Raw genomic sequence first — 25,883 nt, forward strand, 5'->3', positions numbered from 1 at the left:
CTAATATAGCACCGAACTTTATAAAAATAGCTGGATTTTGAATAATAAAGAATTTACTTCAGAATTGTCACGAAGATTGGGTTATACCATAAAGGATACATCCGAATTGATTGCATCTTTGCTGTCGGATATGACGCAACAGTTGCAAGAAGGAAATGCCATTTCTGTACAAAGTTTCGGTACGTTCGAGGTAAAGAAGAAAGCGGAGCGTATCACTATCAATCCTACAACCAAATTACGCATGTTGGTTCCACCTAAATTAGTATTAACATACAGACCCAGCACGGCTCTGAAAGATAAGTTTAAGTAATCCTCTTTTACTCAAGTAATCTTCCATAAATATGAATGAGAAGCTGAATATACAGAATTTAATAGAATTGCTCGCAGAAAAACATGGCATGGATAAGGCGGATGCCGAGAGCTTTGTGAAAGAGTTTTTTCAGTTGATTGAAGAATCGCTGGAGAATGATAAGTATGTAAAGATTAGAGGCTTGGGCACATTTAAACTGATTGATGTAGAGAGCCGTGAGAGCGTAAATATAAATACAGGAGAACGATTTGAAATACAGGGGCATACAAAAGTTTCATTTGCTCCGGAACCTGCCTTGAAGGACTTGATAAACAAGCCTTTTTCTCACTTTGAGACTGTGGTATTGAATGATGAAACCGTGTTAGAAGATGCACCGGTGGAGGATAATTCCGAAGAGGAGGAAAAAGAAGAGGTGTTTGTGGAAGTGGTAGAAGTGCCAACTGAGGTCATTGAGGAAACTGCTGAAATTGTTAAAGAAGAATCTGTAGTAGTAGCTGAGGAACATATTCAGGTAGTTGAAGAAGTAATAGAAACTACAGAACAACCTGTTCGAGAAAAAGAAATTCAGGTTGATCAGACGGAACCCGTCATTCAGATTGAAGAGTCAGAACAGTTTGTAGAGGCACCTGTCGTTCTATCTGGAGAAGTGAAACAGCCTGTAACGGAGGTAATTACTCCGGTGGATGAGTGTGTAGAAGAACCTCTGACAGAACAAAAGGATCAAGAAGATTTGGTGCCTACTTATGAAGTTCCTGAACCTCCATCACCTCCTGTGAATAAAGCAGATAGTTCTACGATGAAGTTTTTCATTGGAATCGTAGTACTTGTTGTATTATTATGTGTAGGTGCTGTTACTTTTATGTATTATCCGGATTTATTTGACAGAATATCTCCACCGCCAACAGAGAAAGTTGCTGATGAAAAGGTGGAGAAGCCGGCCGCTCCGGTCGCTCTGACGGATAGTATTGTTCGGAAAGATACCGCAACTGTGGTTGCGAAGAAAGATACTGTGGCAGAAGTTGTTACTCCTAAAGTTGTTGAAGAACCGAAGCCGGTTGCAAAACAGGAGACTCCTGCTACTGCTCCTAAAAAAGAGACAAAGAAAGCAGCTGCAACTCCTTTTGAGCCAGACTCTGTAAATTATAAGATTGTAGGTACGAAAGCTACCTATACTATCCAGGAAGGAGAAACTCTGACAAAGGTTGCACTTCGCTTTTACGGAACTAAGGCCCTGTGGCCCTATATTGTGAAGTATAATTCGGGTGTTATAAAGAATCCCGATCATGTGCCGTATGGTACTGTAATCAAGATACCGGAGCTCGAAAAGAAATAAAAGAAAATATTGCACCCCTGCAAGTTGATAATACTTCACTTGCAGGGGTGATTTGCTATTTATTCTTGTCTGCGAATTTGAAATTCTTTTCAGAAACTATTGTTAACTACTAAACTCTATGAAAGTAGTTTAATCTAATTGTTTTTTAATAAAAATTAGTTGGTATGGTTAATTTATTCCTGTACTTTTGGGAGCGAAAAAATAATTACCAGTAGCATACTGGAGAAATCAATGGAATTTAAACAATAAAAATAATAGTATTTATGGCTGAAACAATTGATATCCGCGAACTGAACGAGCGGATTGAAAGACAAAGTTCTTTTGTTACCAATCTTACTGCTGGTATGGACCAGATCATCGTAGGACAAAAACATCTGGTAGAGTCATTGTTAATCGGTTTGCTGTCCGATGGACACGTATTATTAGAAGGTGTGCCCGGTTTGGCAAAGACATTGGCGATTAAGACGCTTGCCTCGCTGATCGATGCACAATACAGTCGTGTACAGTTTACTCCCGATTTGCTGCCTGCTGACGTTATCGGTACAATGGTTTACAGTCAGAAAGACGAAACATTTCAAGTAAAGAAAGGACCTATTTTTGCCAATTTTGTTCTGGCAGATGAAATTAACCGTGCTCCGGCCAAGGTGCAGAGTGCTTTGCTGGAAGCTATGCAGGAACGCCAGGTAACTATCGGTAAGGAAACTTTTCCTCTACCCGAACCTTTCCTTGTACTTGCTACACAGAATCCTATTGAGCAGGAAGGTACTTATCCGTTGCCTGAAGCCCAAGTGGACCGTTTCATGCTGAAAGTGGTTATTGACTATCCGAAGATGGAAGAAGAAAAACTGATTATCCGCCAGAATATCAATGGCGATAAATTCGATGTGAAGCCTATTCTGAAAGCTCAGGAGATTATTGAAGCACGTAAAGTTGTTCGTCAGGTATATCTGGATGAGAAGATTGAACGCTACATTGTTGATATTGTATTTGCTACCCGTTATCCGGAGAAATATGATCTGAAGGAACTGAAAGATATGATTGGTTTCGGTGGTTCTCCCCGTGCCTCTATCAATCTGGCACTGGCTGCCCGTACTTATGCTTTCATCAAACGTCGTGGTTATGTGATTCCTGAAGATGTTCGTGCTGTGGCTCATGACGTATTGCGTCATCGTATCGGATTGACTTACGAAGCAGAGGCCAGCAACCTGACTTCTGACGAGATCATCAGCAAAATACTGAATAAGGTTGAAGTACCTTAATTAAGTAAGCATTTTTAAAAAGGTCTCCCGAGACCTGTTAATAAATGATGTGAACGTTTTTAAAGAATCTTGCCAACGTTTTTAAAAAACGTTGCCGGTATTTATTAACGGAATTATTTAACGATATAGATGGAAACAAGTGAACTGTTAAAAAAAGTCCGTCAGATTGAAATCAAGACGCGCGGATTATCCAACAATATCTTTGCCGGTCAGTATCATTCGGCCTTCAAGGGTAGGGGTATGGCATTTTCCGAGGTGCGCGAATATCAGTTTGGCGATGACATACGCGACATTGACTGGAACGTGACCGCTCGCTTCAATAAGCCTTACGTGAAGGTGTTCGAAGAAGAGCGCGAGCTGACCGTTATGTTGCTGGTGGATGTTTCCGGTAGTTTGGAATTCGGTACGGTGAAGCAGATGAAAAAGGATATGGTGACGGAAATAGCTGCAACATTGGCTTTTTCGGCTATACAAAACAACGATAAAATCGGGGTTATCTTTTTCTCTGACCGGATAGAGAAATTCATTCCGCCTAAGAAAGGGCGTAAGCATATCTTATATATTATTCGCGAACTGATTGACTTTAAAGCGGAGAGTCGGAGGACTGATATCCGGCTGGGACTAGAATATCTGACAAACGTAATGAAGCGTCGTTGTACAGCCTTCCTGTTATCCGATTTCATTGATCAGGGGAACTTTAAGAATGCAATGACTATCGCCAACCGGAAACATGATATGGTGGCTATCCAGGTGTATGACCGCAGGGTAGAGGAACTGCCGGCTATCGGTTTGATGAAGATAAAGGATGCTGAGACCGGACATGAGCAGTGGATTGATACTTCGTCGCGTGCTGTTCGTCGTGCTCATCACGACTGGTGGGTGAATAAACAGGTGGAACTGAACGAAACATTCACTAAAAGTAATGTCGATAATGTGTCGGTACGCACCGATCAGGACTATGTCAAAGCATTGATGAATTTGTTTGCGAAACGAAATTAATCGGAAAAATGAAAAGATATCTATTTCTGATAACCCTATTGGGGATGTTGACTGGCAAGGCAGTGGCTCAGTCGGTAACAGTGGATGCTACCATTGACTCTCTGCAAATTTATATCGGTGACCAGGCGAAGATTAAACTTCAGGTAGCCTTAGATGCCGATAAGCGGGCTATTTTCCCTGTTTATATGGATACACTGGTAAGTGGTGTGGAGATTATAGATGTTGCAAAGCCGGATACGCAGTATATAAATGATGATAAGCGAATGTTGATTACGCAGGAGTATACTGTTACATCATTCGACTCGGCATTGTACTATCTGCCACCGATGGAAGTATTGGTGGATAATAAGGCATATCGTTCGAAGGCATTGGCACTGAAGGTATATTCGATGAATGTGCCATTGGATCCTGAGAATCCGGAACAGTTTTTTGGTCCGAAGACAGTAATGCAACCTCCTTTTGTGTGGGAAGACTGGTATGGGATTATCACCTGTGGCATATTGCTTATTCCGATTGCATTATTACTTATCTATCTGATCATGCGTATCTGTGACAATAAACCTATCATCCGTAAGGTAAAGGTTGAACCGAAGTTACCTCCGCATCAACAGGCTATGAAAGAGATAGAGCGCATAAAGGGTGAGAAAGTATGGCAAAAGGGACAACCAAAGGAATATTATACCGAATTGACAGAGACTTTGCGTACGTATATTAAAGAGCGCTTTGGTTTCAATGCTTTGGAAATGACCTCTTCGGAGATTATAGAAAGAATGCTCGAAATGCAAGATAAAGAAGCTATTGCAGATTTACGCTCTCTTTTTGAGACTGCCGATTTGGTGAAGTTCGCTAAACATAATCCGTTGATGAACGAAAATGATGCGAATCTGATCAATGCCATCGAATTTATCAATGAAACCAAGGAGAAGGAAGTGGAGAATGCAAAACCGCAACCCACTGAAATTACCATCATTGAGAAACGTTCATTGCGTACTAAAATATTGTTGGGCATAGGCATCGTAATATTGTCGGTTGCCTTGATTGGTTCGTTCGTTTATATTGGAATGCAGTTATACAATTATTTTGCATGATAGCAGAATTTAAGGGTAACTCCAATCTTAAATTGTAAATTGTTAAATAGTAAATACAATGGTTTTTGCCAATATTGAATATTTGTTTTTGCTGCTGTTGCTTATACCTTATATAGTATGGTATATCATGAAGCGGAGGAATAATGAAGCTACACTTCAGATTTCGGATGCTCGTGTATATGCTCATACGCCGAAGAGTTATAAGAACTATTTGTTGCATGTGCCTTTTATGTTGCGGATTATTGCCTTGGCATTGATTATCGTAGTGTTGGCGCGTCCTCAAACTACTAATAGCTGGCAAAACAGTGAAATTGAAGGTATAGATATTATGATGGCCATCGACGTATCTACCAGTATGCTGGCAGAGGACTTGAAACCGAATCGTCTGGAAGCTGCTAAAGATGTGGCTGCGGAGTTTATCAATGGTCGGCCCAATGATAATATCGGTATAACTTTATTTGCCGGTGAAAGTTTTACGCAATGTCCGTTGACGGTGGATCATGCAGTGCTTTTGAATCTGTTTCAAGGCATTAAGTGTGGTATTATTGAAGATGGAACAGCAGTCGGTATGGGTATTGCTAATGCAGTTACTCGCTTGAAAGATAGTAAAGCGAAGTCTAAAGTAATCATTCTATTGACGGATGGTACAAATAATAAAGGAGATATATCTCCGCTGACTGCGGCAGAAATAGCTAAGAGTTTTGGTATCCGGGTTTATACAATTGGTGTAGGTACAAACGGAATGGCTCCGTATCCTTATCCGGTGGGTAACACTGTGCAGTATGTCAATATGCCAGTGGAGATTGATGAAAAGACACTGACGCAGATTGCGGCTACCACAGAAGGTAATTATTTCCGTGCCACCAGTAATTCTAAGCTGAAAGAGGTATATGAAGAGATCGATAAGTTGGAGAAAACCAAGTTGAATGTGAAGGAATACAGCAAGCGCCAGGAAGAATACCGTTGGTTTGCTTTGGCGGCGTTCTTGTGCGTGTTACTTGAAGTATTGCTTCGTAATTCTATCTTGAAGAAGATACCTTAAAACAATGCATTAATTGTAAATTACTAAATTGTACATAGAAAGATGTTTCGATTTGAAGAACCTACATATTTATACCTGTTGCTCCTGTTGCCTTTCTTGGTGGCTTTCTACCTGTACTCCAATTATCGGAGACGGAAAGCGATCCGCAAGTTTGGCGATCCGGTGCTAATGGCACAGTTGATGCCGGATGTATCTAAATATCGTCCGGATGTGAAGTTTTGGCTGGTGTTTGCTGCAATCGGACTGTTTGCCGTATTGCTGGCACGTCCGCAGTTTGGCTCTAAGCTGGAGACTGTGAAACGTCAGGGGGTAGAGGTAATGATTGCTTTGGATATTTCTAACTCTATGTTGGCACAAGATGTACAACCCAGTCGTCTAGAGAAAGCCAAGAGATTGGTAGCACAGTTGGTTGACAAAATGGAGAATGATAAGGTAGGTATGATTGTGTTTGCCGGTGATGCCTTTACACAGTTGCCTATTACAAGCGATTATATTTCTGCCAAGATGTTTTTGGAATCTATTAATCCGTCGTTGATATCCAAGCAGGGTACGGCTATCGGTGCAGCTATTAATCTGGCTACCCGCAGTTTTACACCCCAGGAAGGAGTAGGGCGTGCCGTCATCGTTATTACTGACGGTGAAAACCATGAAGGCGGAGCTGTGGAGGCTGCCAAGGCTGCTGCAGAAAAAGGTATTCAAGTCAGTGTTCTGGGGGTGGGTATGCCTGATGGTGCACCTATTCCCGTAGAAGGAACCAATGACTTCCGCCGTGACCGTGACGGAAATGTGGTTGTAACCCGCTTGAATGAGCAGATGTGTCAGGAAATAGCTCAGGCAGGAGATGGGATTTATGTGCGTGTAGACAATTCAAATGCTGCGCAAAAGGCAATTGCTCAAGAGATTAATAAAATGGCGAAAGCGGATGTGGAAACACAGGTTTATACAGAGTTCAACGAACAATTCCAGGCTGTTGCATGGATTATATTGTTACTGTTGTTGGCTGAAATGCTGATTTTGGAACGTAAAAACCCGTTATTCCGTAATATCCATCTGTTTAAAAAGGAAGAAAGGTATGATGATGAGAAATAGAACTATCGGAATTATCTTGCTGCTACTGACGGCTATTTCAGTTTCTGCACAGAAAGCGGAACGCGACTATATTCGTAAGGGAAACCGTGCTTATAAAGATAGTACGTATGTAAATGCTGAAGTGAATTATCGGAAAGCTATTGATGTGAATCCGAAGTCAGCGATATCCATGTATAATCTGGGTAATACGCTTATGCAACAGAATAAGTTGCAGGAGGCTATGGAACAGTTTGTTGCTGCCACTAAAATGGAGAAAGATAAGGGTAATCTTGCTCAAATCTATCATAATATGGGAGTAATATTCCACTCCGGTAAGGATTATGCCAAAGCTGTGGAAGCATACAAAGAGTCGCTACGTAATAATCCGAAAGATAACGAGACGCGTTATAACTTGGCTTTGGCTCAGAAAATGCTGAAAGATCAGGAACAGAATCAGCAGAATCAAGATCAAAACCAAGATCAGAATCAGGACAAAAAGGAGCAGGAAAAAGAACAAGATAAAGACAAACAAGACCAAAATCAACAAGATCAGCAGAATCAGGATCAACAGCAGCAACCTCCTCAGCCACAAGAAAATCAGATGTCAAAGGAAAATGCTGAACAACTTTTGAAGTCGGTGATGCAGGATGAGAAAGATGTACAGGATAAGGTGAAGAAACAGCAAGTTATCCAGGGTGGTCGTTTGGAAAAAGATTGGTAAATAATAAAAGATACGATAATATATGAGAAAATTAATTTTCTTATGGATAGCACTGGTAGTAGTCAGTCTGCAAGCTTTGGCTAATGACAAGGTGTCATTTACCGCGTCAGCTCCTGATGCTGTAGCGGTGGGTGACCAGTTCAGACTGGCATATACAGTGACTACACAGAAGGTGAGAGATTTCCGTGCTCCCTCTATTAAGGGATTTGACGTACTGATGGGACCCAGTCGCTCTCAGCAAAGTAGTATGCAAATAGTTAATGGGGTATCGACCTCAACCAGCAGTATTACTTTCACTTATATACTGATGGCTACTTCTGAAGGTAGTTTCACAATTCCGGGAGCTACTATTACGGCTGATGGTAATCAGATGGTTTCTAATTCTGTGCAAATCAAGGTTTTACCAGCGGATCAGGCTGGAGCAGCTTCTTCAGGCGGAGGTAATAGTAGCCAGCAGGGTAATACCAGCCGTGCTTCTTCAGGAACTTCTGTTTCCAATCAGGACCTCTTTATTTTGCCTACTATTAGTAAGACCAATGTGTATGAACAAGAAGCATTCTTGCTGACTTATAAAATTTATACTCTGGTTGACCTTCGCGGTTTTGACAATGTTAAACTTCCTGATTTTAAGGGATTTCATTCACAAGAAGTAGAACTTCCGGGTGATAGAAAATGGAGCTTGGAACATTATAAGGGACGGAATTATCAAACTACCGTTTACCGGCAATTTGTGCTGTTTCCGCAGCAGTCTGGTAATTTGACTATTGATCCGGCACGTTTTGATGCTTCTATTGCTAAAGCTACTCATGTATCTGATCCGTTTGAAGCTTTCTTTAATGGTGGCAGTAACTACATTGAAGTCAAAAAGACATTGATGACACCGAAACTAACTGTAGATGTAAAACCCTTACCAGGCGATAAACCTGCTGATTTTTCCGGTGGAGTGGGAGAGTTTAGCATTTCTTCTTCCATTAATAGTACTAATGTAAAGACAAACGATGCTGTAACTATTAAACTCGTTATTTCCGGTACAGGCAATTTGAAGTTAATAGGTGATCCTGAGGTGAAATTCCCAGATGACTTCGAGGTATATGACCCTAAAGTTGATAATAAATTCAGGCTGACAAGTGCAGGACTTTCGGGTAGTAAGGTTATTGAATATCTGGCTATTCCACGCAATGCCGGAACATTTAAAATACCAGCGGTGAAATTCAGCTATTTTGATATCAAATCCCGTACTTATAAGTTATTGACTACCGAAGAGTATGAATTGCATGTAGAGAAAGGTGAAGGAAATGCAGCGCAAACTATTGCTAACTTTACGAATAAAGAGGATTTGAAAGTCTTGAATGAGGATATTCGCTTCATCAAGCAAAATGATGTAACGCTTTCTCAAAAGGGAGACTTCTTCTTTGACTCTATGTTGTACTGGTTGCTCTATTTAGTACCTGGTGTTGCGTTTATCATTTTCTTTATCATTTACCGTAAGCAGATAGCAGCTAACGCTAACGTTGCGAAAATGCGTACGAAAAAGGCAAATAAGGTTGCTGTTAAACGTATGAAGTTAGCTGGTAAGTTGTTAGCTGAGAATAAAAAAGATGTTTTCTATGACGAAGTATTGAAGGCTCTTTGGGGATATATAAGCGATAAATTGAATATTCCGGTTTCTCGACTTTCAAAAGATAATATTGAAGAGGAACTTCGTAAATATGGAGTGGAGGATACTTTGATTAAAGAATTCCTGGCTGCATTGAATGATTGTGAGTTTGCCCGTTTTGCTCCTGGCGATGATAACCAGGCTATGGATAAAGTCTATTCGGCTTCATTAGCAGTAATAAGTAAAATGGAGAATTCGATTAAACATTAATTAGGAGGCTATATGATGAAAAAAATACTGTTTTTTACTTTTGTTGGCCTGTTAATGGCATTGACCTCTTTTGGACAGACTGCATCGGATACATTACAACAAGCGAATGATTCGGTAACAATAGGTTCACACACTGAATTTTCAGCTGCTGCGCAAGAGAATAGTGTGACAAAAGCAGAAGGAGATAGCGCATATATGAAGAATGATTATGCCTCTGCTATTCAGATATATGAAGCTCTGCTGAAAGAAGGAGAAGCGGCTGAGGTATACTATAACTTAGGAAATAGCTACTATAAGGCTGGTGATATAGCAAAAGCCATTTTAAATTATGAGCGTGCACTTTTAATACAGCCAGGCAATGCTGATATTCGGGCTAATTTGGAGATTGCTCGTGCAAAAACAATTGATAAAGTGATTCCCGTACCCGAGGTTTTCTTTGTATCCTGGACGAAATCGTTGATTAATTGTTTGAGTGTGGATGCTTGGGCAAAGGTAGGCGTTGTTTGTTTCTTTTTGTTGCTTGCATCTCTTTATTTCTTCTTCTTTTCCAAGCAAATCGTGTGGAAGAAAATAGGATTTATTGCAGGGATAGTATTTCTGGTGTTAGTTATATTAGCGAATGTCTTTGCTTTTCAACAGAAAAATGAGCTATTGAATCGTAACAATGCTATCGTACTAACTCCAAGTGTAACAGTACGTAGTACTCCAAGTGAAAGTGGCACCAGTTTGTTTATATTGCATGAGGGACGGAAGGTCGAAATTAAAGATAACTCCATGCGTGAATGGAAAGAAATCCGCTTAGAGGATGGTAAAGTAGGATGGGTACCTGCGTCATCTGTTGAAGTTATCTGATAGATATAATTCTTTCATAATAAGATAGTTAATAATAAAAAGAAGCCTGTTGAAAGGAAAAATATAAATCTCCTTTTGACAGGCTTCTTTATTTTTGTAAAAAAGACACTGAAATAGTTTGTTTTATCTTTTTTTTTCCTTAAGTTTATAGCGTGATAAGTGAAACTCACAGAGTTATTAACCATTAAATTTATAAATATGAGAACAATAACATTTAATGAACTTCGCAGAATTAAAGATTCATTACCTACTGGTAGTATGCATAGAATAGCCGATGAGCTCGGATTGAACGTCGATACAGTTAGAAACTTTTTTGGCGGTCACAATTTCAAAGAGGGTAAGAGTGTTGGGATACATTTAGAGCCTGGTCCGGATGGTGGTTTGGTTATGTTGGATGATACTACCGTCCTTGATAGAGCTCTAAAAATTCTAGATGAAATGAATGCCAGTGCTGAGCCTGTTCGAGCTTAAGAAAAGAAAGTTATAAATGAATCCCAATTGATAGACAAACAATTGGGATTTCTTATTTGTTTATAAAGTAAAAACTGTTGATTATGGAAGACAAGTTAGTAACCTTAGCTATTCTGACTTATGCAAAAGCTCAGATATTGAAGAATGTGCTTGAGAATGAAGGTATTGAAACCTATATTCATAATGTAAATCAAATACAACCTGTAGTGTCTTCAGGTGTGCGCTTACGTATAAAAGAAAGCGATCTACCGCGTGCATTGAAGATAACTGAGAGCTCGGCTTGGCTTTCTGAAGAGGTAGTGGGAGGGAAGTCACCCAAAGTAGAAAAGGAGAGTAACAAGGTCTTAATTCCTGTAGACTTTTCTAATTATTCAATGAAGGCATGTGAGTTTGGTTTTAATTTTGCTCAGAATATGGGAGCGGAAGTTGTGCTGCTTCATGTTTACTTTACACCAATCTATACCACATCATTACCTTATGGAGATGTTTTTAATTATCAGCTTACAGATGATGAAAATGTAAAAAACATATTACAAAAAGTTCATGCAGACTTAAACTCTTTATCTGACAAGGTAAAAGCAAAAGTAGCTTCAGGAGAGTTTCCGAATGTAAAATATAATTGTGTGTTGCGTGAAGGTATTCCAGAAGAGGAAATTCTTCGTTATTCGAAGGAATATCGGCCACGTATTGTTATTATGGGGACTCGTGGTAAAAATCAGAAAGATATAGATTTAATTGGTAGTGTAACTGCTGAGGTAATTGAGCGAAACCGTGTACCAGTTTTAGCCATTCCCGAGAATACTCCATTTAAACAGTTGGCAGAAGCTAAACGTATTGCATTTATCACCAATTTTGATCAACGGGATTTAATCGCATTTGATTCTTTGATTGCTGCTTTAAAGCCATTTCATTTCTCTGTATCTTTGATTCATCTGTCAGATGTTAAGGACACTTGGAATGAAATTAAATTAGGTGGTATTAAGGAATACTTTCAAAAGCAGTATCCGGACCTGGAAATTCATTATGATGTTGTGATGAATGATGATTTCTTGAACAGCTTAGATAATTACATAAAAACTAATCATATTGATATAATTACGTTGACTACTTATAAACGGAATATATTCTCTCGCTTATTTAATCCAGGTATTGCTCGGAAGATGATTTTTCATTCTGATACACCGTTGTTAGTTATTTATGGACGCCCAAGCTAAAGTAAATAGCGCAAGCATTTCGAATTATTATTATCAATATCATGATTATGTTTAATATATAATACTAGTTGCAAAATTAAAGCCAACTTCTTGGGGCTACCCATATCTTGCGATCCTGCCCTGCCCCCGGTGTGTTGGGATTGACGGAGTGACGCATAGCCCTTATTGCAGGTTAAACGTACCCAGCCCTCACTTATACGGCATGTGTACTTAATCATATAAAATAAACCCTAAAAGTTTTTTGTCTAACTTTTAGGGTTCACTTCAAAAAATCTATTTTGAGACAGCTGTTTTTTAAGTTTATACTTTACATCAGCTTTTCAATTTCTTCAAATTCTGGTCCCATATCTAAATTATAATATACTCTGTAAAGACCATTCAACCATAAATCCTTTTGGTCAGGTTTTAATTCTCTTGCTTTTTCATAGCAAGGTTTTGCATTTTCATAGAAAGCTTTCAAAGTAATCTGATCTTCTTTATATTTAGGATCATTAACGTCAGTAGTAGCTTTTTCTGAGAAGTCTTGAGCTTGGAGACAGTAGATCAGTCCTAAATTGGAATAAGCTTCTGCATAAGTAGGATCTACTTCAATTGTCTTTTTGTAGTATTCAATAGCCTTATCATAATCCTTCATATTATGGTAAAGATATCCTTTTACGTACAGATAGAATGTATTATTGGGGTCTTTAGCTAACATTTCATCAGCGAATTGCATAGCTTCATCGTATTTATTGTTATTGCTATAATAATCAATTAAATGACCGAAGAAGAATGAATGTTGAGGGTATTTTTGCAAACCTTCTTTCAATGAAGCAATCCACTTAACAGTATCACCTTGTGCTTTTAAAGCTGTAGAGATGAACTCCATAGCATACTGACCTACTTCTTTGTCGTTCTGTGCATAAGGAGCATATTTCAGAACACTGGGATAATCCTCCATCTTTGCTGCTGCCAAGCTTGCATAATAAGCAATCTGAGCTAAGAGTGTATCTGTCTGCAAGAAATTTTCCTTTTCAAACATCGGATTCTGAGCAATTTCAATATAAGTTCCAAAGAAATCTAATGCTTCTTTGTTCTTCTCTAAGTTATAATATTGAATACCGCCATTGATCAAGTTTGGGCGTTCTGCTACAATAGCAGCAGCATTGGGTTTTCTGTACTTGTTCTTGATTTTTCCCTTTTCATTTGGAACCTGTGCGAGTTCATCGCACTTAAGGTAGTATTTGCACATATTCAATGCGCTATTATATACCTTAAGAGTATCATAAGGTTTTCTTAAATAGGCATTTTCCATCTGTTTTTCATTAATCCTTTTCTGAATAAAACCTGCTACATCCCAAGTATCGGCATTATCCTTTGTTTCAGGATTAGTCAAGGCTTGATTGATGAGCTGCTCGGCCTTATTAAAGTCCGGATTCACTTCATTTGCAATGCTTTTAGCTTCTTTCACAGTCTTTTCTTGAGCGAAAGTGAAGCCTGCAGCGAGCAATAAAATCACTGAAAATAATACTCTTTTCATGATAGTTGTAAAATTAAAATTAATATTATGTCTATTCTTCATCTTCATTATTGACTTTATTATCAGAGTTATAGTTTTCCTCCTCTCCTTCTACCTCATTTATAGTGGGAATCGGAGAATTTTCATCATCAACAGGAATCTCATCTTCCATGCTTTCTGATGTAACTTTACATACTGAACCGATCTCATCGTTTCTCTTTTCAAGATTGATCAGACGAACACCCTGGGTAGCACGACCCATAATACGGACATCAGCAACTTTCAGACGAATGGTGATACCAGATTTATTGATAATCATCAGGTCATTATCATCTGTTACAGACTTGATTGTTACCAATTTACCTGTTTTATCGGTGATATTCATCGTCTTAACACCCTTGCCACCACGATTAGTCTTACGGTAGTCTTCGATATCAGAACGTTTACCATAACCTTGTTCAGAAACGACCATAATGGTTTCTGCTTCAAGATCTTTAATACAAATCATTCCTACGACTTCATCTTGTCCGTCTTCGTCAAGCGTCATACCACGTACACCGGTTGCAGTACGTCCCATAACGCGTACAGCACTTTCGTGGAAGCGAATAGCACGTCCATTACGGTTGGCAATGATGATTTCATTGTCACCATTAGTCATACGTACTTCAATAACGCGGTCGTCCTCACGGATAGTAATAGCGTTTACACCATTCTGGCGAGGGCGGGAATACTGTTCAAGTAATGTCTTCTTAATAACACCATTCTTGGTACAGAATAAGACATAATGACTGTTAATGAAGTCTGTGTCAGAAAGGTTCTTCACACGCAGATATGCATTTACAGCATCATCAGAATCAATATTCAGCAGGTTCTGAATAGCACGTCCCTTGGAATTCTTGGTACCTTCAGGGATTTCATATACTTTAAGCCAATAACACTTACCCTTTTGAGTAAAGAACATCATGGTATTGTGCATGGTTGCCGGATATATGTGTTCAATGAAGTCTGCATCGCGGGTATCTGTACCCTTGGAGCCTACTCCACCACGGTTTTGAGCACGGAACTCACTCAATGGAGTACGTTTAATATAGCCCATATGAGAAATGGTGATAATCATTTCGTCATCTGCATAGAAATCCTCCGGATTGAATTCTTCGGATGAATAAACAATCTCAGAACGACGTTCATCTCCGTATTTTGCTTTTACTTCAATTAATTCATCAGTAATAACTTTGCGGCAAAGTTCGTCATTCGACAGAATTTCTTCGTAATAAGCAATCAGCTTCATTACTTCTTCATATTCAGCGTGGAGCTGATCTTGCATCAGTCCGGTCAATTGGCGCAGACGCATTTCTACGATGGCACGAGACTGAATTTCTGTTAATTGGAAGCGTTCTATCAAGCCGGCAATAGCATCATTAGGTGTCTTTGCGGCACGGATGATACGGATTACTTCATCGATATTATCTGATGCTATGATTAAGCCTTCCAATATATGAGCGCGTTCTTTAGCCTTACGTAAGTCATATTGAGTACGACGGATAACCACCTCATGGCGATGTTCTACGAAGTACTTAATCATGTCTTTCAGATTCAGCAAACGGGGACGTCCGTGTACCAATGCTACGTTGTTCACACTAAAAGAAGTCTGTAACAACGTCATTTTATAGAGCTTATTCAAGACTACGCTGGCGTTGGCATCACGTTTGATATCAATCACGATACGCATACCTTCACGGTCAGACTCGTCATTGGCATTAGAGATACCTTCTATCTTCTTATCATTGGCTAAATCTGCGATATTCTTGATCAGTTCCGCCTTATTGACACCATACGGGATTTCCGTGATGACAATTTTGTCATGTGTAGAACTGGTTTCAATTTCTGCTCTTGCACGCATGATAACGCGACCGCGACCGGTAAGATATGCCTCGCGTACGCCACTCATACCATATATATATCCTCCTGTTGGGAAATCAGGAGCTTTCACATAGTTCATCAACTCCTCTATCTCAATATCGTTGTTCTCGATGTATGCAATGCAAGCATCAATAACCTCTGAAAGGTTGTGGGTCGGCATATTGGTTGCCATACCTACAGCAATACCAGATGCACCGTTTACCAAAAGATTTGGGATACGGGTAGGCATAACGGTAGGTTCCTGCAAAGAATCGTCGAAGTTGCTCTGCATATCAACGGTTTCTTTGTCGAGGTCTTGCATCATATCTTCACCGATCTTGCGCAAGCGACACTCGGTGTAACGCATAGCTGCTGCGCTATCGCCGTCTACCGAACCATAGTTACCCTGGCCATCTACCACCATGTAACGCATTGCCCAAGGCTGTGCCATACGAACTAATGCACCGTAAACGGAAGAGTCACCATGCGGGTGATACTTACCCAATACTTCACCTACAACTCTGGCTGATTTTTTATAAGGTTTATCAGACGTATTTCCCAGTCCCATCATTCCGAAGAGAATTCTACGGTGGACAGGCTTAAAACCATCTCTAACATCCGGAAGGGCACGCGAAACGATGACCGACATGGAGTAGTCAATGTACGATGACTTCATTTCCTCCTCGATGTTAATCTTTATAATTCTGTCTTGTTCAAGCATTTAAAAAGATTATTAATTATACATACTTTGGTTCATGAAAAACCACGCTAAAGTACTGCTTTTTTACGATATACAAAAGTTTTCGCCCATAAACTTTATTTCAGAACCATTCTCTCACCTACTTTGTTCTTATAATATATAAATAAGGTATTAATAAGGAGCTTTTTCCCAAGAATGAAAGTACTTTAGTATGATACTGGTGAACGGATATTAAACTGTGGCACGGGTTTTGTATATAAATAATAAATAAAACGATAGAATACGTACTGGAAATTATAAATGCGTATCTTTGTATTAAGTAACACCTTAGAATAAGGAAGGAGAATATTAAGTATGAATAATCAGTTTTCACAAAGAGTTTCTGACATTATCACTTACAGCAAGGAAGAAGCTAACCGGCTGAAGAATAGATATATCGGTCCGGAGCATCTTCTACTCGGCATGTTGCGAGACGGCGGAGGGAAAGCTATAGAAATATTGCAGAAACTGGATATAGACCTAAACAGAGTTAAGAAACGTCTGGAAGGTTTTTTAAAAGAGATTGAAGATGATAACTTGTTGCCCGATGCAGACATTCCATTGTCTCCTATGGCAGCTAAGATATTGAAAATGTGTATACTCGAGGCTCGTCTGCTGAAGAGTGCCACTGCTGATACTGAACATGTATTGCTGGCTATCTTGAAAGACGGTAATAATTTGGCCGCTACGGTATTGGAAGAAAATAATATAGATTATAAGTCAGTGTTCGAACAGCTTTCTATGAAAGCCAGCCCTAACGCAGGTATGGGATTTACGGAAGATGATGACGAGGAAGAAGATGAAATGAACATGTCTTCACGTTCTTCTCAAAGTGGTAGTTCACAGTCTTCTACGCAAACAGCGTCTAAGAAACCATCCAATGATACTCCGGTATTGGATAACTTTGGTATGGATATGACCCGGGCTGCGGAAGAAGGTAGGCTGGATCCTGTGGTAGGTCGTGAACGTGAAATCGAGCGGTTGGCTCAGATATTGAGCCGTCGTAAGAAGAATAATCCGGTATTGATAGGTGAACCTGGTGTAGGTAAATCAGCTATCGTAGAGGGATTAGCATTACGTATTGTTCAGAAGAAAGTATCCCGTATTTTGTTTGATAAACGTGTGGTAATGCTTGATATGGCTTCTGTAGTAGCTGGAACCAAGTATCGCGGCCAGTTTGAGGAACGTATTCGTTCTATCATTAATGAGTTACAGAAGAATCCGAACGTAATTCTGTTTATTGACGAGATTCACACGATTGTGGGGGCCGGAGCAGCTGCCGGTTCTATGGATGCTGCCAATATGCTGAAACCTGCATTAGCACGTGGTGAAATACAATGTATAGGCGCCACTACCCTTGATGAATACCGGAAGAATATAGAAAAAGACGGTGCTTTGGAACGCCGTTTCCAGAAAGTGATTGTTGAACCGACCACTGCCGAGGAAACGCTCCAGATATTGAAGAATATCAAAGAGAAGTACGAAGACCATCATAATGTGACTTATACGGATGAAGCGCTGGAAGCATGTGTCAAGTTGACAGACCGCTACATTACTGACCGTAATTTCCCGGATAAGGCTATTGATGCTTTGGACGAAGCCGGTTCGCGCGTCCATCTGACAAACATTACTGTTCCAAAAGAGATTGAAGAACAGGAGAAACTGATCGAAGAAGCCCGTCAACAAAAGGCGGATGCGGTGAAATCGCAGAATTTCGAACTTGCTGCCAGTTTCCGTGATCATGAGAAAGAGTTTTCTGTTCGTTTGGAAGAGATGAAGGCTGAATGGGAAGCTCGCTTAAAAGATGACCGTCAGATAGTTGGTGAGGAAGAAATTGCGAATGTGGTTTCTATGATGTCCGGTGTGCCTGTACAGCGTATGGCGCAGGCTGAAGGCATCAAGTTGGCGGGTATGAAAGAAGAGCTGCAAGCTAAAGTCATAGCTCAGGACCCGGCTATTGAAAAGGTGACGAAAGCTATTCTGCGTAGTCGTGTAGGATTGAAAGATCCTAACCGTCCTATCGGAACATTCTTGTTCCTGGGGCCTACGGGTGTAGGTAAAACTCACTTGGCGAAACAGTTGGCGAAATATATGTTTGGTTCTGCCGATGCGCTGATACGTGTGGATATGAGTGAATATATGGAGAAGTTTACCGTTTCTCGCCTTGTTGGTGCACCTCCGGGATATGTAGGATATGAAGAAGGCGGACAGTTGACAGAGAAAGTGCGTCGTAAACCTTACTCTATCGTATTGTTGGACGAGATTGAGAAAGCCCACCCGGATGTATTCAACATCTTGTTACAACTGATGGATGAAGGTCGTCTGACTGACAGTTATGGCAGAACTGTAGACTTCAAGAATACAGTGGTTATCATGACTTCAAATATCGGTACACGTCAATTGAAAGACTTCGGTCGTGGTGTAGGTTTTGCTGCCCAGAATCGTACGGATGATAAAGAATATTCACGTGGCGTGATACAAAAGGCTTTGAATAAGTCGTTTGCCCCTGAGTTTCTGAACCGTGTCGACGAGATTATTACTTTCGACCAGCTTTCGCTGGATGCTATCGAAAAGATTATCGATATCGAGTTGAAAGGCTTGTATGAGCGCATGGAATCTCTTGGATATAAGCTTGTTATTGATGCTAAAGCCAAGACGTTCATGGCATCTAAAGGATATGATGTGCAGTTTGGTGCCCGTCCTTTGAAGCGTGCCATCCAGACTTATCTGGAAGATGGACTTTCGGAATTGATTATTTCTTCCGAATTGCAGACAGGTGATACGATTTCTGTCTCTTTGAACGAAGGAAAAGGAGAACTGGACATCAAGAAAGCATGAAAATGAAGTCTTCTTAGAAGATGATAAACAGTCAAAATGTCAGTCCTTATGGGCTGGCATTTTTTTTGCATTACACTTGCCAAACGATTAAATATATAAACTTAAAAATATAAATCATAAGTAGTATGCAAAAAGGAAATATTGGGGTAACAACCGAAAACATTTTCCCCGTTATCAAAAAGTTCTTGTATAGCGATCATGAAATTTTTCTCCGCGAGTTAGTTTCTAATGCCGTAGATGCTACGCAGAAGTTGAAAACCTTAGCCTCTATTGGCGAGTTTAAAGGTGAGGTTGGCGATTTGACCGTACATGTGTCTTTAGGAAAAGATACAATTACTGTTTCAGACCGTGGTATTGGTTTGACAGCCGAAGAAATCGACAAATATATCAACCAAATTGCTTTTTCAGGTGCCAACGATTTCCTGGAGAAGTATAAGAATGATGCTAATGCAATTATCGGTCACTTCGGTTTAGGCTTTTATTCAGCTTTCATGGTGGCTAAGAAAGTGGAAATTATCACGAAATCCCATAAAGAAGGTGCTCAAGCAGTGAAATGGAGTTGCGATGGCAGTCCGGAGTTCACCATTGAGAACATTGATAAAGCTGACCGTGGTACAGATATAGTACTTTATATTGACGATGAAAGTAAAGAATTCCTGGAAGAGGCCCGTATTTCTTCTCTGCTAAAGAAATATTGTAGTTTCCTTCCCATACCTATTGCTTTTGGTAAGAAGAAAGACTGGAAAGATGGAAAACAGGTTGAAACAGACGAAGATAACATCATCAATGACAGCAATCCGTTGTGGACATTGAAACCCAGCGAACTGAAGGATGAAGATTATAAGAAGTTCTATCGTGACCTGTATCCAATGTCTGATGAACCTTTGTTCTGGATACATCTAAACGTAGATTATCCGTTCCATCTGACAGGTATCCTCTACTTCCCGAAAGTAAAGAGCAATATCGAACTGAATAAGAATAAGATACAGCTTTATAGCAACCAGGTATACGTTACGGATTCAGTAGAAGGTATCGTACCTGACTTTCTGACACTGTTGCATGGTGTGCTCGATTCTCCGGATATTCCGTTGAATGTATCCCGTTCTTATCTGCAGAGCGACTCTAACGTGAAGAAGATTTCGACATATATCACAAAGAAAGTATCTGATCGTCTGCAATCTATCTTTAAAAATGATCGCAAACAGTTCGAGGAAAAGTGGAATGACCTGAAGATTTTCATCAATTATGGAATGCTTACCCAGGAAGACTTCTATGACAGAGTAAAAGATTTTTCCCTTTTCACCGATACGGATGGTAAATGCTATACATTTGAAGAGTATCAGAAGCTGATCAAAGATAATCAAACTGATAAAGATGGCAATTTGATCTATCTGTATGCTAATCATAAAGATGAGCAATTCAGCTATATTGAGGCTGCTAAGAATAAGGGATACAATGTATTGCTGATGGATGGTCAACTGGACATTGCTGTAGTAAGCATGTTGGAGCAAAAGTTTGAGAAATCTCGCTTTACCCGTGTAGATAGTGATGTTATCGATAATCTGATTATCAAAGAAGATAAGAAAGGTGAAACTCTGGAAACAGGCAAACAAGAAGCTCTTTCTGCTGTGTTCAAGAGCCAGTTGCCTAAGCTGGAAAAGGTTGAGTTTAATATCACAGCGCAGGCTTTGGGTGAAAACTCTTCTCCTGTGATGATTACTCAAAGCGAATATATGCGCCGTATGAAAGAAATGGCTAATATTCAGGCGGGTATGAGTTTCTATGGAGAAATGCCCGATATGTTCAACCTGGTGCTGAATTCAGATCATAAATTGGTGAAAGAAGTTCTTGCAGACGAAGAAAAAGAATGCGACTCTGTTGTAGCTCCTATTCAACAAGAAATGAATGACGTAGACAAACGTCGTAATGAGCTGAAGGATAAACAAAAAGGTAAGAAAGACGAAGAAATTTCTACTGCTGAAAAGGACGAAGTGAACGGATTGGATCAGAAGTGGGAAGAACTGAAAACAAAGAAGGACGAAGTATTCGCTGGATATGCAGCTAAAAATAAAGTTGTCCGCCAATTGATTGACCTGGCATTGCTGCAAAATGGCATGCTGAAAGGTGAAGCTTTGAATAACTTTGTGAAGAGAAGCATCGAGCTAATCTAAATACGCCCTTTATTCACAATCTATATGCCGGGAGCATTGCAACTTTTATAAGAGTTGTAATGCTCCTTTTTTCGTATATTTTGTGTGGGAACGCTTGTTTTTTAGCGTTGGATACGTTCAATTTCGAAACAATTGCATATATTTGAGCTTTAATAATAATATATTTTTCAGCTCGGAACTTTGAAGTATGAAAAGAATTCTTTTGCTTTTATCGTTTTGTTTCTTGTTGCTGCCCATGTTGCATGCCCAAAAAGTTGGACTTGTATTGAGTGGTGGTGGTGCGAAAGGTATGACGCATATCGGCATCATTCGGGCTTTGGAAGAAAACAATATCCCTATCGATTATATTACCGGTACATCCATGGGAGCCATTATCGGTTCGTTGTATGCCATGGGATACTCTCCCGATGATATGGAGACTTTGCTGCGTTCAGAAGACTTTAAACGCTGGTATTCTGGAAAAGTAGAGCCTAAATACGCCTATTATTTTAAGAAAAGTATCCCCACGCCGGAATTTTTTAATATCCGCTTTGATTTTAAGGACTCCTTGAATGTCAAACCGCAATTGCCAACCAGTATGGTTAACCCCATCCAGATGAATTTGGTATTTGTGGAGCTGTTTGCCCGTGCTACGGCTGCTTGTGACGGTGATTTTGATAGGCTGTTTGTTCCTTTCCGCTGTATTGCTTCTGATGTATACAATAAACGGCAAATAGTGTTAGGGAAAGGTGACCTGGGAGATGCTGTCCGTGCTTCCATGAGTTTTCCGTTTGTTTTTAAGCCTATTGAGATAGATAGCGTGCTGGCTTATGATGGTGGTATTTACAATAACTTTCCAACGGATGTAATGCGGGATGATTTTCATCCGGATATTATTATTGGTAGTGTGGTGGCCGCTAATCCATCCAAGCCTAAAGAAAATGACCTTATGAGTCAGATTGAGAACATGGTGATGCAGAAGACGGACTATTCTATTCCGGATTCTGTCGGTATCCTCATGACATTCAAGTATGATGATGTGAACTTACTTGATTTTGACCGTCTTCAGGAACTCCATGATATAGGTTACAATCGCACTCTTAGCCTGATGGATTCTATAAAGGGGCGTATTCATCGTAGGGTGAATGCAGATAATGTGCGTTTACGCCGTCTGGTTTATCGCAGTAATCTGCCGCAGCTCTATTTCCAGAAAATTTATATTGATGGAGCTAACCCCCAGCAACAGGCTTATATTCAGAAGGAATTTCACGATGAAGAAGATGAACCATTTACCTACGAAGATTTGAAGCGTGGATATTTCCGTTTACTTGCGGATAACATGATATCGGAAATCATTCCGAAGGCGGTATTTAATGAGGAAACCGATATGTACGATTTGCATCTGAAAGTAAAGATGGAGGATAATTTCTCTGTCCGCTTGGGTGGTAGTGTATCTACGACGAGTTCCAATCAGATATATCTGGGACTGGGCTATCAGAACTTAAATTATTATGCCAAAGAGTTTACGTTTGATGGCCAATTGGGTAAAGTTTATAATAATGCCCAACTGATGGCGCGTATAGATTTGCCTACTCATATTCCTACTTCATATCGGCTTATTGCGTCTATTAGTACTTTTGATTATTACAAGAAAGAGAAACTGTTCTCTAAAAACGATAAACCTTCCTTTAATTCAAAGGATGAACGATTTTTGAAGTTGATTATCGCTTTACCATTCTTAGCGAATAAACGGGCTGAATTTGGCTTTGGTATTGGAAAATTGCAAGATAACTATTTTCAATCCAGTGTGATAAACTTTGAAGAAGACCGTTCGGACAGGAGTTTATACAGGCTTATAGGCGGTTCTATTAGTTTTTATGGAAGTACACTGAATTCTCGTCAATACGCTACAAAAGGATATAACGAGAAATTAATAGCTCAGATTTTTACGGGAAAAGAAAGATATAAGCCTGGAAATCCGGCAGAACAGCCTGTTACACAGGAACGGCAATCATGGTTACAGATTTCTTATATGAAAGAAGCATATCATAGTATGGCGCCTAAATTTGTTTTGGGGTGGATGGCGGAAGCGTTGTATTCATCAAGGAACTTCTCGGAGAATTTTACGGCAACAATGATGCAGGCTGCAGAGTTTTCACCGACTCCGCATAGTAAGTTGATGTATAATGAGGCTTTCCGTGCCAATCAGTTTTTGGCTGCCGGTATCAAGCCTATGTTTATTTTCAATGATATGTTTCATCTGAGAGGAGAATTTTATGGATTTATGCCTATTTTTCCTATCGAGAAGAATACGCAAAACAAAGCATTTTATGGAAAAGCTTTCTCAAAGGTAGAATATATGGGAGAAATTTCTGTTATTTGCCAATTACCTTTTGGAGCGATCTCTGCTTATGTAAATCATTATAGCTCACCGAGAAGGGAGTGGAATGTGGGGCTGAGTATCGGCTGGCAACTGTTTAATTACCGTTTCATCGAATAATTTTCTTCAAAAAAAGTTTGTAGAATACTTGCAGTTTCGGAAAAAGTCCGTATCTTTGCACCCGTTAAACAAAAAGGCCGCGTAGCTCAACTGAATAGAGTAGCTGACTACGGATCAGCCGGTTACAGGTTTGAATCCTGTCGCGGTCACATCTTTTTAACAACAAGGTCGCGTAGCTCAACTGAATAGAGTAGCTGACTACGGATCAGCCGGTTACAGGTTTGAATCCTGTCGCGATCACGAAAAACCTCTGCAAAGTAATTTGCAGAGGTTTTTTGTTTACATCGTAGGGTAACAGTTATATCGGGTCAGTCCGAAAACGATATATGGTTTTACTGATGAGAAAGTGATTCAGGACTTTCCTCTGCGTGGCAAACCTGTTTATCTCCACGTAAGACGTCGTCGCTGGTATGACAAAGCTACCGGGGAAACGTTTTCCTATACCTACGATGATCTTACGGTCGAAGGGACGAAACTCACTCCTGAGTTCGTTGCTTTTTTAAAAGAAGAAGATTGAAACTACTGCGGCTAGCATAAGCTCCATTGCAGATGCTTATGGGGTAAAGGGGAAACAGTTAACTTCACAGTACAAGGAGTTTATCAGCGCATACAGACAGTGGGACCAGTTAGATCATGCCACAGAATATGTCCTGTTCAAACAGAACATAGGTCCTAGCCTTTGTATTGACGAGACTTCTTTGAGCTGCGGAGAATTATATACTGTTGTCACTAACCGTGCGGGACGTGGTGGCAAAGGTACGCTTGTGGCCATGATACGTGGCACGAAGTCTGAAGACGTCATAAAGGTGCTTGAAATGATTCATGTCTCCAAGCGCAAGACAGTCAAAGAGGTCACTTTAGATCTTTCGCCGACCATGATGCGAATGGCGATACCCGTAAGCAGCTGCTGGAAGGGCTAAACATGTACTTGTCAAGCATTTTAGTAAATGGACTGAATCCCAAAGAATACGTGCGGAAATCATATAATTTCTTTCCTGAGATGAATAAATCTGTCTCATGAGACGAAAAAAAACATTCCCTGAGATGAAATAATCTATCTCAGGGGATGTTTTACAAAGAAGTATCTTCGTTTTTTTCTTAGCACTTAATGTTTAACTCATCCAAAATCTTCCGCATGGCTTCAAAAGTAGTAATCCTAGTAGGCACAAGCGGAAGGCGGAGTTTATTCTCAATCATTCCCATAACGTTCAACATTGCTTTTACGCCTGCCGGATTGCCATCCACAAAAAGAAGCTTGAATAACTCGGCAAATTTATGGTGGATAGTCAATGCATTTGCATAATCTCCTTGCAATGCCAGTCTTACCATGCGGCTAAATTCGCGTGGAAATGCATTTCCGATGACTGATATGATTCCAACAGCTCCCAAAGTAATCAAGGGGAAGGTAATACCATCATCCCCCGAAATAACGTCAAAATTGGCCGGTTTATTCTTGATGATATCATCCATTTGAGTGATGTCACCGGAAGCTTCCTTGACAGCAATAACATTTTTGAAGTCACGGGCAATGCGCAGCGTGGTTTCTGCTTTCATATTTACACCGGTACGACCGGGAACATTATAGAGTACAATTGGGAGCTCTGTAGCCTCTGCAATTGCTTTATAATGTTGATAAATACCTTCCTGAGAAGGTTTATTATAATAGGGAACAACAGACAGAATGGCATCTATTCCGGTAAAATCGTCGTTTTGAAGCGTATCCACAATGGCGCGCGTATTATTTCCACCAACACCGAGCAGGATAGGTATCCGACCATTTACGCGTTCGATGACCATTTTCTTGATTTTCTTTTTTTCTTCTTCCGTCAGTGTCGGAGTTTCTGCCGTGGTGCCCAGCACACACAAAAAATCAGTATTGTTTTGAAGTTGATAGTCCACCAAACGTATCAATGCATCGTAATCAACGCTTTCATCCTCTTTAAAAGGAGTAATCAGCGCTACCCCCATTCCTTTCAATTTAGTCTGTATCATGAGTGAAATTTAAGTAATCTCTAATTAAATGACTCGCAAAAGT

General features: G+C 40.0%; 19 protein-coding genes, 2 tRNA genes and 1 pseudogene. 19 read left to right on the forward strand and 3 right to left on the reverse strand.

The window, feature by feature from the left end; all coding sequences use genetic code 11:
* Window positions 1–37: 37 nt before the first annotated feature.
* From K6V21_RS18790 to K6V21_RS18845, 12 genes are all read left to right on the forward strand, one after another.
* Complete coding sequence (locus K6V21_RS18790) at window positions 38–310, forward strand: HU family DNA-binding protein (protein ID WP_007218570.1); 273 nt, start codon at window positions 38–40, stop codon at window positions 308–310.
* 31 nt (window positions 311–341) lie between these two features.
* Window positions 342–1,643, forward strand: a complete 1,302-nt coding sequence (locus tag K6V21_RS18795; protein WP_224319526.1) for an HU family DNA-binding protein — start codon at window positions 342–344, stop codon at window positions 1,641–1,643.
* Window positions 1,644–1,906: 263 nt separating this feature from the next.
* The gene (locus K6V21_RS18800; protein WP_224319527.1) at window positions 1,907–2,902 is read left to right on the forward strand and encodes an AAA family ATPase; all 996 of its coding nucleotides are present in this window, start codon (window positions 1,907–1,909) and stop codon (window positions 2,900–2,902) included.
* Window positions 2,903–3,031: 129 nt separating this feature from the next.
* On the forward strand, window positions 3,032–3,901 hold the full coding sequence (locus K6V21_RS18805) for a DUF58 domain-containing protein (protein ID WP_007214248.1): 870 nt from the start codon (window positions 3,032–3,034) through the stop codon (window positions 3,899–3,901).
* A gap of 8 nt (window positions 3,902–3,909) precedes the next feature.
* On the forward strand, window positions 3,910–4,989 hold the full coding sequence (locus tag K6V21_RS18810; RefSeq protein WP_217713119.1) for a hypothetical protein: 1,080 nt from the start codon (window positions 3,910–3,912) through the stop codon (window positions 4,987–4,989).
* A gap of 58 nt (window positions 4,990–5,047) precedes the next feature.
* Window positions 5,048–6,031 (forward strand): vWA domain-containing protein, encoded by a 984-nt coding sequence (locus K6V21_RS18815; RefSeq protein WP_007214246.1) that lies wholly within the window; start codon window positions 5,048–5,050, stop codon window positions 6,029–6,031.
* 42 nt (window positions 6,032–6,073) lie between these two features.
* Window positions 6,074–7,120, forward strand: a complete 1,047-nt coding sequence (locus tag K6V21_RS18820; RefSeq protein ID WP_224319528.1) for a VWA domain-containing protein — start codon at window positions 6,074–6,076, stop codon at window positions 7,118–7,120.
* Entirely contained in the window at window positions 7,104–7,820 is a 717-nt protein-coding gene (locus K6V21_RS18825) for a tetratricopeptide repeat protein (RefSeq protein WP_007214244.1), read from the forward strand. The genes K6V21_RS18820 and K6V21_RS18825 overlap by 17 nt, the downstream gene beginning before the upstream one ends.
* 22 nt (window positions 7,821–7,842) lie before the next feature.
* The gene (locus K6V21_RS18830) at window positions 7,843–9,687 is read left to right on the forward strand and encodes a BatD family protein (protein ID WP_224319529.1); all 1,845 of its coding nucleotides are present in this window, start codon (window positions 7,843–7,845) and stop codon (window positions 9,685–9,687) included.
* Window positions 9,688–9,699: 12 nt separating this feature from the next.
* Window positions 9,700–10,539 carry a tetratricopeptide repeat protein gene (locus K6V21_RS18835; RefSeq protein ID WP_224319530.1) on the forward strand — a complete coding sequence of 280 codons (840 nt, stop codon included), beginning with the start codon at window positions 9,700–9,702 and terminating at the stop codon, window positions 10,537–10,539.
* A 198-nt stretch (window positions 10,540–10,737) separates the two neighbouring features.
* Complete coding sequence (locus K6V21_RS18840; RefSeq protein WP_007218563.1) at window positions 10,738–11,010, forward strand: hypothetical protein; 273 nt, start codon at window positions 10,738–10,740, stop codon at window positions 11,008–11,010.
* A gap of 83 nt (window positions 11,011–11,093) precedes the next feature.
* Window positions 11,094–12,224, forward strand: coding sequence for a universal stress protein (locus K6V21_RS18845; RefSeq protein WP_217713116.1), 1,131 nt, complete (start codon window positions 11,094–11,096; stop codon window positions 12,222–12,224).
* 307 nt (window positions 12,225–12,531) lie between these two features.
* On the opposite strand, the gene K6V21_RS18850 is transcribed toward K6V21_RS18845, so the two are convergent.
* Together K6V21_RS18850 and gyrA are read right to left on the reverse strand one after the other, a co-directional pair.
* Complete coding sequence (locus K6V21_RS18850) at window positions 12,532–13,791, reverse strand: tetratricopeptide repeat protein (protein ID WP_007214239.1); 1,260 nt, start codon at window positions 13,789–13,791, stop codon at window positions 12,532–12,534.
* Complete coding sequence (gene gyrA, locus K6V21_RS18855; protein ID WP_217713115.1) at window positions 13,775–16,342, reverse strand: DNA gyrase subunit A; 2,568 nt, start codon at window positions 16,340–16,342, stop codon at window positions 13,775–13,777. The genes K6V21_RS18850 and gyrA overlap by 17 nt, the downstream gene beginning before the upstream one ends.
* A 333-nt stretch (window positions 16,343–16,675) precedes the next feature.
* Between gyrA and K6V21_RS18860 the strand changes: the two genes are divergently transcribed.
* The 7 genes and pseudogenes from K6V21_RS18860 to K6V21_RS18885 all read left to right on the forward strand — a co-directional run bounded on the left by K6V21_RS18860 (window position 16,676) and on the right by K6V21_RS18885 (window position 24,768).
* The gene (locus tag K6V21_RS18860) at window positions 16,676–19,198 is read left to right on the forward strand and encodes an ATP-dependent Clp protease ATP-binding subunit (RefSeq protein WP_224319531.1); all 2,523 of its coding nucleotides are present in this window, start codon (window positions 16,676–16,678) and stop codon (window positions 19,196–19,198) included.
* Window positions 19,199–19,323: 125 nt separating this feature from the next.
* The gene (gene htpG / locus K6V21_RS18865; RefSeq protein ID WP_224319532.1) at window positions 19,324–21,369 is read left to right on the forward strand and encodes a molecular chaperone HtpG; all 2,046 of its coding nucleotides are present in this window, start codon (window positions 19,324–19,326) and stop codon (window positions 21,367–21,369) included.
* Window positions 21,370–21,556: 187 nt separating this feature from the next.
* Window positions 21,557–23,848 carry a patatin-like phospholipase family protein gene (locus tag K6V21_RS18870; protein WP_217713112.1) on the forward strand — a complete coding sequence of 764 codons (2,292 nt, stop codon included), beginning with the start codon at window positions 21,557–21,559 and terminating at the stop codon, window positions 23,846–23,848.
* A 75-nt stretch (window positions 23,849–23,923) separates the two neighbouring features.
* A tRNA-Arg gene (locus K6V21_RS18875) sits at window positions 23,924–23,997 on the forward strand.
* 17 nt (window positions 23,998–24,014) lie between these two features.
* Window positions 24,015–24,088: transfer RNA gene (locus K6V21_RS18880), tRNA-Arg, on the forward strand.
* Between the two features lie 85 nt (window positions 24,089–24,173).
* Window positions 24,174–24,365: pseudogene (locus K6V21_RS26785) on the forward strand (transposase family protein); the annotation flags it as partial.
* Between the two features lie 181 nt (window positions 24,366–24,546).
* On the forward strand, window positions 24,547–24,768 hold the full coding sequence (locus tag K6V21_RS18885; RefSeq protein ID WP_254882866.1) for a hypothetical protein: 222 nt from the start codon (window positions 24,547–24,549) through the stop codon (window positions 24,766–24,768).
* Between the two features lie 178 nt (window positions 24,769–24,946).
* Here the strand turns inward: K6V21_RS18885 and dapA are convergent, their stop codons facing one another.
* Window positions 24,947–25,840 (reverse strand): 4-hydroxy-tetrahydrodipicolinate synthase, encoded by an 894-nt coding sequence (gene dapA, locus K6V21_RS18890; protein WP_217713111.1) that lies wholly within the window; start codon window positions 25,838–25,840, stop codon window positions 24,947–24,949.
* Window positions 25,841–25,883: the final 43 nt, after the last annotated feature.

The organism is Bacteroides cellulosilyticus (genome assembly GCF_020091405.1).
GTDB lineage: Bacteria > Bacteroidota > Bacteroidia > Bacteroidales > Bacteroidaceae > Bacteroides.